We start from the raw sequence: 11066 nt of genomic DNA, 5'->3' as shown, positions 1-11066 counted from the left end.
ACCTGCAATCTCGGTGCCGCTTCTTGTTAGCGACCCAACCTAGTAAGGGAACTACAGGGCGCTATTTAGGCAAAAAGCAGGGAAGCGAGGGTTATAGCGGAATTACAGGGGCTTATTTCCATGAAAAGCGCTGAATTTCCCGCGAAAAGGCAAAATAGCGTACTGTAGTTCCCTGTAGCCCCCGATAACGCCACTTTTGGCTACAATAGCGCCCTGTAGTTCCCTCTCCGCGAGGCAGCTGGAGTAACTCCGCGTTCACCTCAAAACATACCTTATTCCGAGCGCTCCGGACCCCTTTTTCTCGCAATTTTACCTATCGATCAACTCTTTATATTTCCCGGGCGTGATGCCTTCCACTTTCTTGAAGACGCGGATAAACGCATTGATATCGTTGAAGCCTACGCCATACGCGGCATCGCCGACAGACTGCTCGTGCTGTTTTAGAAGCTGCTTGGACTTGTCAATTCGGACTCGATTGATGCGATCGAGCAACCCTTCTCCGACATAATCTTTGAAGAGCTTGGATAAATAGGTTGCTTTACGGTCAAAATGGCTGCCGATCATCGTCACATTTAAGTTGGCATCTGTATAATTGTGCTCAATGTAAGCAGTCACTTCCTCAACCAGCTGCTGCAGCGCTTTTTGACGTGTAAGCGAGATGGCATGCTGACGTTTGGCGGCTGTGTAAGCACAGACTTGGGTTAACATCTCATTCAGTTGCTGATGCATGTCTTGCACCGTTTTACTGCAGAGAAGACGATCCAGCAATTGGGGGTTGCGGATGAACAAGCTCTCCTGAATATCCCCGGTTTCGCTGATGCTTTTCATCATCGTTGTGACCACATTCAGCATGAGACATTTGGTTAAGGAGACAGAGATATCGCGATTTGCGAAATTTTTGTCCATAATCTCATTCAAAATACGTTGTGCTTCCTCCAATTCTCCGAGCTTAACGGTATAAAGGAATTGCTGCTCTATTTGCGCAGGGTAGTCATAACCCGTGTTGGTATCACAAGCCACATTCTCTTGCAAAACGTCATACGAAAGAATTTCGCTGCCGCCCATAACCAGCTTGTAGGCCATAGAGTCAAGTGCTTCCAAGAAAGCTTGTGGCACACGCCCAATGTGTTCATGGATACTGCTGATAGCGATGGTCAAATGAATATCATAGGTGGTGGAAAGAAACGTCTGTGTTTCTTGCGCGATGCGAAGCAGTTCCTCTCGGGAACTGGCGCCATCGCCTGCTGTTAAATTGACTAAACAGGCTAACGTGTCATCAATTTCTGCCACATAGCCGCGGTGCTGCTTAGCTAATAGCTCCTCGATGACATTTTTGATAATAAACTGCAGCAGCTTCCATTTCTCGTCTTCAGACATATGGCTGACGCGATCTGTGAACGTTTCACTTTGATCGACAACGAACAGCATGACGGCATAATCCGGACGATCCAGCAACATATCGAAGGTAGTTAACGCTTCATCAATCGGGATTTGACTGTTAAGCTTGCCTTTCAAGAGCTTCTCGATAAAATGGGACCGCACTATGTGACGCTGCTGGTCCATTTTATTTTTGAAATCAGCGACTTCAATTAAGGTTCTGTCTACAGCTTCCTGAATGAAATGAAACTCATTGAACCGCTGCTGCGATGCTTGGTTCTGTTTGAGCGTGAAAGCATGCACAAGGCGGCGGACCGGATGGTAGTTCCTGCGCAGAAAGACATAAGTCAGAATACCTCCGCCAAGCAAGCTGATAGCCATGCTCATATACGTTAGATTGCGAATATGAGCTGCTTTTTGCCAATAGATCGTACTAGGCATGATAGAGACATAAGTTAATTTGGAACGTGGAGAATGTATCGTGAATACTTCATAATTCTGCCCTTCTGAGCTTTTGTAATAGAACTGTGTTGAGTTGGCTAGTTGCGTGTATGGAAAGTCTGCAGGGAGCGTATTGGTTGAGTTGGAAGCAAGTATTTGATTCTCCTCATTCAAAATAAGCACATGGCCTTTATTGAAGATCTCCATATTCTGAATCGCTCCCAGAATGCGGGACTGATCCACCATGATCACATTAGTAGCTTGCGGCTTGCCATGCTCCATCGGATAGCTGCTGATATATGCGACTGTCTTGAGCAGTTTGTTGTCACTGCTGATACGATACATCGGGATGAATCCTTTGAAATTATCGCGATTCAGAGTCTCTTGCCACGAAGTGAAAGGAAATGCATCACTTTTGTGCAGAGTTTCGTAGGCAAAGTCGATTGTTCGCACTGTGCCTGGGAGAATAACAGATTGATCTTTATTTAAATAAACATAGAAGGAGTCGATAAGTGGATAGGAGGTTTGATAGAGTGTGAAGCTGCGGGCGATTTGGTAAACATCGTATCGGTACTCTTTGGGAAAAGCATCATACTTATTGGAATAGAGCAGCTCTTGCATATTCACATTCCAGGTAAGTTCAAAGTTTAATTGCTCCATCGTTTTGAATTGGCTGTCCATAATTTCGCGAACTTGCTTCAACAAGGAATCATTCGCTTGCTGAATTTCTTCCTTCAACGTACGATTGGATTCAACATACAGAAGCAAGCCAATGGCAACGGGCAAAAGGAGAATGACAATATAAGAAATCATCCAAGTTAAGACGATGCTTTGTCTGTTGAAGGTGATTTTAGTCCGCATGGAAAGTAACCTCCTCACATTCATCAAGCAAGTAGGAGCATGAGATATCCGAATGAATGCGCTCTCAATTTATTGTATTTCCTTTCTATCGTTCAAGTCAACGATAGAAAGAACCAATTTTAACCGGATTCTTCTACGGGTTTAAAGCGATCTTTTCCGAAAAAGAAATAAAATAAGTACGAAATAAGGGAGTAGACGACGGCAGTGATACAGAAGGCATAAGCGTAACCGTAGTAAGAACCGTAATGCAACACGAGGCCTGTACTAACAGGAGATGCGAGAAACCATCCCAGATTAAAAACCGCTTCGCCTGAACTGGAGGCCAACCCGCGAAGCGAGCGGTGAACATAACTCATTTTGATCGAATTGTAAAAAGGATTGGCGGCATTCATCAGGGCTTGTCTGAACAAATAGCCACCCGAAGATAAATAAAAGTTAGCGGAGAAAGCCGTCAACAGCAGGAATGGAATCGAGCTTAGCTGTAAGTAAACAACCGACTTGACTTCCCCATAACGCTTCACAATCATAGGCCCGATAAGAAAGGCGATTGCCGTAGCACCCTGGCCCAAAGCGACAACAATTCCGATCGCGGACTTGGAAGCTTCGAATCGATCCTCGAAATAGACATTAAGGTAGGGGACAACCATCCCTCCGGCTGTTGATGACAGGAGTCCCAGCAAGCAGAATATGCCGATGACCTGAATCGAAGTCTTATGATTACGCCACAGCAGCTTGATTGCGAGTTTTTCCCGGCGCGGTTGAATTTCTTGTTCGTTTTTTTCAAACAGAGCCATCGGAATGACGCCCAGTGCGGCTATGCCGACACCGATTAATAAAGTAAATCGAAGACTATGAATTTCATCCAACCCGATCAGGAATTGGAAAAAGTCGCAAAGCACACCGCCAAGCGCAATACCGATGACATTGGCAAGCATAACCAAAGCCATATTGAAGCTAAATAAGTGTACGCGCTGCTGGGGCGTTGAGTTATTGGCCATGAATGGCAGAATTGTCGCCGAAACGACCGCGAGTGCCATACCGCCTAAGAAGGCGCTGACGAGCATGCCCTGCTGACCTTCAATCAAGGAACGTGCTGTCAAAGCGGCAATCGTGAACATAAGTCCAAAGGTAATAACACGTTTCGGCCCTAACCGATCGTTCATGATCCCAGCTGGAATTAATATAATTGCAGAGGCAAGCGCAGTCATCCCCACGATACTTCCGACCGTTGTTTGCTCATACCCCAAGCTTCTGACATACAGATTATAAACAAGACCAAACATGCCTAAGCCTAAGTTCCAAACAAAATTAAACCAAAAGAAAAGCATAATATTACGACTGTATCCGTGAAATTGATTTTTCCATTCTTGCAGTAAATGAGTCATCTTGTTGTTCCTGCCTTTGGATTCTGTGTCTAATTTGTAACCGCATTATCCATTCTACCACTGGTAAATAAATTTGAACACGGGAAAGACTTGATATTCGAATCGATCTGTATAATAATAAGTAGTCTAATCTATGAAACAGGGAGAACATAACTGAAATGTCTACATCAACGAGTACCGTGACGGAAGAACAGAAGCCAGAAGTCGAACAAATTGAGATTTGGAAATGTAAGGAGACAGATTGTAAAGCATGGATTCGCAAAGAATTCGTTACGGAAGCTTTACCAACTTGTCCGTTATGTAAAAATCCGATGGTGCGCAGCTATAAGCATGTGCCTGTGGCGGCTAAAAAAGGGAACAAAAAGTTTCTAGTAGGAAAAAAGCGGTTTTAAGTTGATTGATATAACTGTGAATGACCAAAGCATCTTCAGCCTAGCTTGAAGAGAGATGCTTTGGTCTTTTTTTTATTTGGAAAGAATCCGGGTAGACAAGCATATGTTGGTAGAAAGGGGGAAGTGTCTATGCAAAAATGGCCGGAACTTAATCTTAGCGACGATGCGAACAAGCTGTTGGAAGAACTCAAGGCTCGGAAGCAGAAATGGGATAAACTCAAAGCGATTCAGCCTGTGTTTGCCATCGTGACAGCTGCCTTCGTTTTCTTTTTTATTTATACGTTTTATAGAAAAGTGTTAGTGATCTCTGGCGGCAATGCGCTGGCCATCCTTGATTTGGTCATATCCAATCCGCTTTTCTCTGGCTCGCTCCTGATCAGCATATCGCTATTTCTTTTTACAAGGAACCGGATGAATCAGATTGAAAAAGCGAAAAGCAAATATGAGGATTTGCGTATAGAAGCGATAGAAAGACTAGACACCTCCTGGTTAAAAGATGTAAAGTCGGAATCAAGAGATCAAATTTCAAGCTTTTTACATCAGGAATACGATATCAATATCGTTCACAAAAGTTAAAGCTGGAAAGCATCTGAAATAAGATATCAGACAAGGAGCGTAGGAGGGCGAACATGAGATATGAATGCAATTATGTAGAGGTGCTTAATGACGGGCCAATCGACTGGGCTCAGATGCCTGCCAATCTGTTATGTGAAGTTGTAACTGGTGCGGCACCGCGATTGGAAACATTTTTTCGTGCTTGCTGGAGCGAGGAGGCCATCCATATTCGTTTCGAATGTGAGGATGATCACATTGTGGCGACCATGGAGCAGCGGGACGATCCGATTTATTTGGAAGATGTGGTTGAAGTATTTATCGATACCGTAGGTACTGGCAAGGTTTATTATGAGTTCGAGGTAAGTCCTCGGAACGTCCTCTTTGATGCGATCATTCACAACGATCTGGAAGGTGGAAAAGAGATCGATATTTCGTGGGATGCGCCAGACTGGCGAACAGATGTAACGCAGCGAGCGGATGGTTGGCGGGTATATGATCTGATGATTCCTTTTGCAGATTTGGATCATGCCGCTCCTCGCCCAGGCGCGGAATGGCGCTGGAATCTGTACCGCATTGACGACGATAAAGAAGGAAATCGCCACTATTGGGCCTGGTCGCCAACCCAAGCAGTCAATTTCCATGTTCCGCAGAGTTTTGGGACGCTGGTTTTCGTGCGAGCTTAGAGCGGCCTGTAATTAGGCTATGGATAAGAGTCCCTGGGGGACTCTTATTTGCGTTAAACTCTGTGACCCGCGTGAGCTGTGTGACCTGCCCCCGTGCCCCAGGACTCCGGGTGCACCCAGTGACCCCGGTGGCTCCAGTGCCTCCAGTGGCTCCAGTGCCTCCAGTGGCTCCAGTGGCTCCAGTACCCCCGTGCCCCCAGTGACTCCGGGTGCCCCCGTCCCCAGTGACTCCGCGCCCCTCCCACTTTTCCGCGAATAGAAGCTTGCAGGGTTCTTTTGTCTTAGAGTAGCTGTAATTTGAAGGAATCTGCCTGAAATAAGAGTCCCCAGGGGTTACTACTTACCTTCTTCCAAACGCGGAAAACGAAACTCCCCACGAAAAGTAACAATAAGCGTCGAGAGTACAGGTAAATTTTGTTTACGAAGGGTTGAAATGAAGCCGCGCGCGCGGGCGAACTGATGAGCCCCGTCCCAGGTACGGAATAAGCCGGAGACTTTGGCTTTGACCTTGGCCATCCGCAAGTCTCGTTCGGCGACATTGTTGTCAAAAGGAACACGGACATCTTGAATAAACCGGAGAATCGGTTCCTTGTGACGACGGAAACGTTCACCCAGATTGGCCGATTTACTTTTGCTTTGCCTGCCTTGCGGTCCGGTTTTGGCTTTGGTACGCCCTTGATTCCATTCCAGCTCGCCCTGCTGCAGGATGTCATCGTACCAATTCTCTAGCCATTTAACCGTACTCGGAGCTAAGCAGCACAAGACTTTACGGGCGGCTAGCGTGAGACGCCAGGCTACTTGTAGCAAGCGTTTCATCTGCACGGCCCACTGGTGATGATCATAATCGGCGATTCCTTGGCATTCCCGCAGTAAGTGCGCATTGCATAAGGCATGCTGGAACGTGTATTTTTCTTTAAAATACGGCCCGTTGCAGTCATGCACTAGAATGCCCGAGTAAGCCGGCAGCAGACCGATGGCATCAAAAGCGAGGGTGCCCCGGTTTTCGTGAACCGCCTGGAACGTCCAGTCCACATTAGAGAGGGTGTGCAGCCATCGCTGTTTGCCATCGACGTGAATGCCGGTTTCATCAGCGTGCAAAACATCGGCATTCAGCAGGTTTTGGCGAATTTGTTCCTCATAGGGACCTAGCTGCTTGTGCGATTTCTTCAAATGGGCGATGACCGTAGCCTCGCTCAGCGAATGCCCGGTCAGGTCCGCAAACATCTCGCTCACCCTTTTCAGTGGAATCATATGGTACGCACTCACATACACGATCCAGCCCGTAACACCAGCTCCATATTGGACAGAGGCGCTGACATGCGACGGAAAAGCAGCCTGATGAACCCCGCTACACTGCGGGCAGCAGCTCGTATGAGCGCGAAACTCGGTTGTCTGGATGCGTGGTTCAGGCAGATCGATCTGCTGACGCCGGTCGTAGCCTATACAGTTCTCCTGGTCCATTGGAGCATGACACGCAGGGCAGGTAGTTAGGCAAAAGTCGAGGATGGCATCCGGATCATCCACCATACTAAGTGTGTGTCCTTCATGACCTAGGGGTGCTCCCTTTTTGCCACCAGCGATGCGGGAGTTTGCGGGCTTACGAAACCCGTCACTTGAAGGCGGCTTGCTACTATTCTTGCTGTTAAGCCCTAGCTGGCGCTCCAACTCGGCTACTCTGTTTTCCAGTTCAGTGATCCGTTCTAGCAGTTTCGTAATGACCTTCTCGATTTGATCTGGACTACTGTGGCTAATTTGTTTGATTTCTTCGAGGCTCATTTTCATCCTGATCCCTCTTCTCCATTAAATTCGTTAAGTATTCTTAACCAATTTTTAGGGGTTTGAATAAGGGGACCTAAGTAGTAACCCCCAGGGACTCTTATTTCACGCCAAACCCCCACTTTTCCGCGAATAGGAGCTCCCAGAGACTCTTATATCTTGGAGTAGCTGTAATTAGAGGCATATTTCCATGGATACGAGTCCCTAGGGACTCTTATTTCGCGCGAAGCCCCCACTTTTCCGCAAATAGGAGCTTCCAGAGACTCTTATGTCATAGAGTAGCTTAGTATGGCAAGTGGGAGTCTTGGTTGGCTGGTTTAAGGAATAGTTTAAATCCATAGGGACTCATTTGACTGGATTTACTCCAGTGAAACATAACACAGAACCTCATCCAGTCCCTGTCTAGGAGGAAAGAAGAACATCGGAAACTTGCTGCCAAGCCCAATCCAGTTCATCCCTAGTGATCGTCAGCGGAGGAGCCAAACGAATAATATGCGCATGCGTTTCCTTGCATAGCAGTCCTTTAGCTAATAACTTCTCGCAATAGGGACGCGCGGGAACCGTAAGGTCAATCCCAATGAACAGGCCGCGGCCCCGCACTTCCGCGATGACGGGGGACTGAATTTCCTTCAGCCGCTGGAGGAAATACGTGCCCAGTTCATCCGAACGCTCTGCGAGCCGTTCGTCTTCTATAACCTCAAGGGCCGCGACCGCGACTGCGCAGCCGAGCGGATTGCCCCCGAACGTCGAGCCGTGGGAGCCAGGCTCGAACAGTTCAAGAACCTCCCGATCCCCCGCTACGGCGGAGATCGGGAATACACCGCCGCCGAGCGCTTTGCCCATGACATACAGGTGGGGGGTGACCCCCTCCCAGTCACAGGCAAAGCGGCGGCCCGTGCGGCCGAATCCAGTTTGGATTTCGTCCGCTACGAACAAGACATTATTCGCCTGACATAGCTCATAACAAGCCCGCAGGTACCCTGCCTGCGGGATAACAATGCCAGCCTCGCCCTGGATCGGCTCAACGAGAAAACCCGCCGTGTTCGGCCCGATGGCCTCACGGAGCGCCTCGGCATCCCCATAGGGGATGATGCGGAAGCCAGGCGTGAAAGGCCCGAATCCGCGCTGGTACTCCGGCGAGGAGGAGAACGATGTGATCGTGACGGTGCGGCCGTGGAAATTACCGTCACAGACGATAATTTCGGCTTGGTCGTCCGCGATGCCCTTCACATCGTATCCCCAACGACGCACCGCTTTAATGGCGGTTTCGACCGCTTCTGCACCGGTGTTCATCGGTAAAATCATCGGTTTATCCGTATATAAAGCCAATTTTTCATAGAAGGTGCCAAGTGTTTCACTGTGGAAGGCGCGCGAGGTCAACGTGACCTTCTCGGCTTGTTCATGCAGCGCTTGGAGAATATGGGGATGTCGATGTCCTTGATTCAAGGCGGAGTATGCACTTAGCATATCCATGTACCGATTGTTTTCCGGATCTTCAACCCACACGCCCTGAGCTTTGGCAATGACAATCGGCAGCGGGTGGTAATTGTGCGCACCGTATTTTTCTGTTTGTTCAATGATCCTAGAGCTACGCGTATCCATAAAGGATTCCTCCTAAAGTCAATTGACTTGGCCTTTGCTATAGTGTATTCCGGAAATCAGATATAAAATCATGGACCAAACGTATATCCACGGCAATTAAGCTAAAAATAACCATGGTCATAGTTTTCGCTGCGCGCTCACTGGGTATTCGCCTAATTTTAATTAACCGGTGATTGATAAATATAACAGAACATGTTAGATTTGAAATGTCCACATGTGCATCATACTTTAATTAAAAGGAACGGTGTGTTCGATGACCTATCGTGTTGAGAAAGACTTTTTAGGTGAGAAACAAGTTCCAGCTCAAGCGTACTATGGGATTCAAACGATGAGAGCTGTAGAAAATTTTCCGATTACGGGCGTCAAAATTCATGCTGAGTTGATTACGGCTCTTGCTGAAGTGAAGAGGGCAGCTGCGCTTGCGAATATGGACACCCATATGCTTCCTAAGAAAATTGGAGAGCAGTTGGTGAAAGCCGCTGAAGAAGTGCGGCAGGGCCAGTTGGTGGAAGAGTTTATTGTAGACTCTATCCAAGGGGGTGCCGGTACTTCGATCAATATGAACATGAATGAAGTGCTCTCCAATCGGGCGTTGGAGCTTATGGGCGAGGCGAAAGGGAACTATTTTCAATGCAATCCGAACAACCATGTGAATATGTCCCAATCAACGAATGATGTCATTCCCACTGCGATCAAAATTGCCGCTTACCGATTATCTGAACAATTAACAGAAGCCTTAACTTCTTTGCAGAGTGCTTTTGCCCGGAAGGAAGTTGAGTTCGATGATGTGATAAAAATGGGACGAACCCACTTGCAAGATGCGGTTCCGATTCGATTAGGTCAAGAATTCGGCGCCTATGCCCGTGTGCTGCAGCGTGATATTAACCGGATCCGTCAGGCCTCCCAAGGGCTGCTAACTGTCAATATGGGAGCAACGGCCGTGGGTACGGGGCTAAACGCCAAACCGGAATATGTCGAACGGGTTATGTTTCATTTGAAAGACGAAGTGGGCATCCCGATTGTGTTATCTGAGCATTTGGTGGATGGCACGCAAAATATGGATGCCTATACAGAGCTTTCTGCTTCTTTGAAGGTTTGTGCCGTTAATCTTTCCAAAATATGCAACGATATTCGCTTAATGGCTTCCGGGCCACGTGCCGGACTAGGGGAGTTGAAGCTGCCGCCAAGACAGCCAGGATCTTCGATTATGCCGGGGAAAGTGAATCCGGTTATGCCAGAGGTTGTGAATCAGGTGGCGTTCCAGGTCATTGGAAACGATCATACGATTTGTTTGGCCTGTGAAGCTGGGCAGTTCGAGCTCAATGTCATGGGTCCTGTACTGGCCTTTAATCTGCTGCAATCTCTTAAAATACTGCGCAACGCAGCAGATGTGTTCGAACGCTTCGCCATCGAAGGCTTGGAAGCCGATCGTGAACGCTGTGCGAACTATGTGGAACAGAGCTTCGGTATTGTAACGGCCCTGAACCCGCATCTGGGCTACGAAGTCGCCGCGCAATTAGTGAAAGAAGCCGTACGTACCGGAATGACGCTCAAAGAACTGATCCTGGAGCGCGGGCTCCTCACCCAAGAGGAGATCGAAGAGATCCTCAATCCGATTCAAATGACGACGCCAGGCATAGCCGGCGAGAGACTATTGCAGCTTACGGACTAAGCGCATAGAATTATAGCAAAGGAGCTGTCTCACAAGGTTAACTTGGAGAGCAGCTCCTTTTTTTCTTGAACCGATATCTCGTCAATACGCCTCCGCACGATGAAATAAGAGTTCCTAGGAGCTCCTATTCTCCTGAAAGTCAGCTTTTTATAGGTAATAGGAGTCTTTGGGGATTCCTATCACTAGTCAATTCACCCGATACCGCCTCAACACGATAACATAAGAGTCCCTAGGAGCTCCTATGCGCGCAAATGTTGGCTCATTTTATGGAATAAGAGTCTCTGGAGACTTCTATCCCTTCACACCAAACGAAGAGGACATT

At 47.7% G+C, this 11066-nt stretch carries 8 protein-coding genes; 4 read left to right on the top strand and 4 right to left on the bottom strand.

Features of this window, described 5'->3' with window-relative positions:
- Positions 1–309: 309 nt before the first annotated feature.
- Entirely contained in the window at positions 310–2679 is a 2370-nt protein-coding gene (locus LOZ80_RS21830; protein ID WP_238166683.1) for a helix-turn-helix domain-containing protein, read from the bottom strand.
- 119 nt (positions 2680–2798) lie between these two features.
- On the bottom strand, positions 2799–4064 hold the full coding sequence (locus LOZ80_RS21825) for an MFS transporter (protein WP_238166682.1): 1266 nt from the start codon (positions 4062–4064) through the stop codon (positions 2799–2801).
- A gap of 158 nt (positions 4065–4222) precedes the next feature.
- On the opposite strand from LOZ80_RS21825, the gene LOZ80_RS21820 reads away from it, so the two are divergent.
- From LOZ80_RS21820 to LOZ80_RS21810, 3 genes are all read left to right on the top strand, one after another.
- Complete coding sequence (locus LOZ80_RS21820; RefSeq protein ID WP_238166681.1) at positions 4223–4456, top strand: cold-inducible protein YdjO-related protein; 234 nt, start codon at positions 4223–4225, stop codon at positions 4454–4456.
- A 129-nt stretch (positions 4457–4585) separates the two neighbouring features.
- Entirely contained in the window at positions 4586–5032 is a 447-nt protein-coding gene (locus tag LOZ80_RS21815) for a DUF2663 family protein (protein ID WP_238166680.1), read from the top strand.
- A 53-nt stretch (positions 5033–5085) separates the two neighbouring features.
- Positions 5086–5694: a carbohydrate-binding family 9-like protein gene (locus LOZ80_RS21810; RefSeq protein ID WP_238166679.1), complete on the top strand. Its 609-nt coding sequence runs from the start codon at positions 5086–5088 to the stop codon at positions 5692–5694.
- Positions 5695–6030: 336 nt separating this feature from the next.
- Here LOZ80_RS21810 and tnpC read toward each other — a convergent pair whose 3' ends face one another.
- Positions 6031–7476 (bottom strand): IS66 family transposase, encoded by a 1446-nt coding sequence (tnpC, locus tag LOZ80_RS21805; RefSeq protein WP_238166678.1) that lies wholly within the window; start codon positions 7474–7476, stop codon positions 6031–6033.
- A gap of 396 nt (positions 7477–7872) precedes the next feature.
- Positions 7873–9072: an ornithine--oxo-acid transaminase gene (locus LOZ80_RS21800; protein WP_238166677.1), complete on the bottom strand. Its 1200-nt coding sequence runs from the start codon at positions 9070–9072 to the stop codon at positions 7873–7875.
- Positions 9073–9325: 253 nt separating this feature from the next.
- Between LOZ80_RS21800 and aspA the strand changes: the two genes are divergently transcribed.
- Positions 9326–10744, top strand: a complete 1419-nt coding sequence (gene aspA, locus LOZ80_RS21795) for an aspartate ammonia-lyase (protein ID WP_238166676.1) — start codon at positions 9326–9328, stop codon at positions 10742–10744.
- Positions 10745–11066: the final 322 nt, after the last annotated feature.

It is taken from the genome of Paenibacillus sp. HWE-109 (assembly GCF_022163125.1).
Lineage (GTDB): Bacteria > Bacillota > Bacilli > Paenibacillales > NBRC-103111 > Paenibacillus_E.
This window is presented reverse-complemented; position numbering and strand designations above follow the sequence as displayed.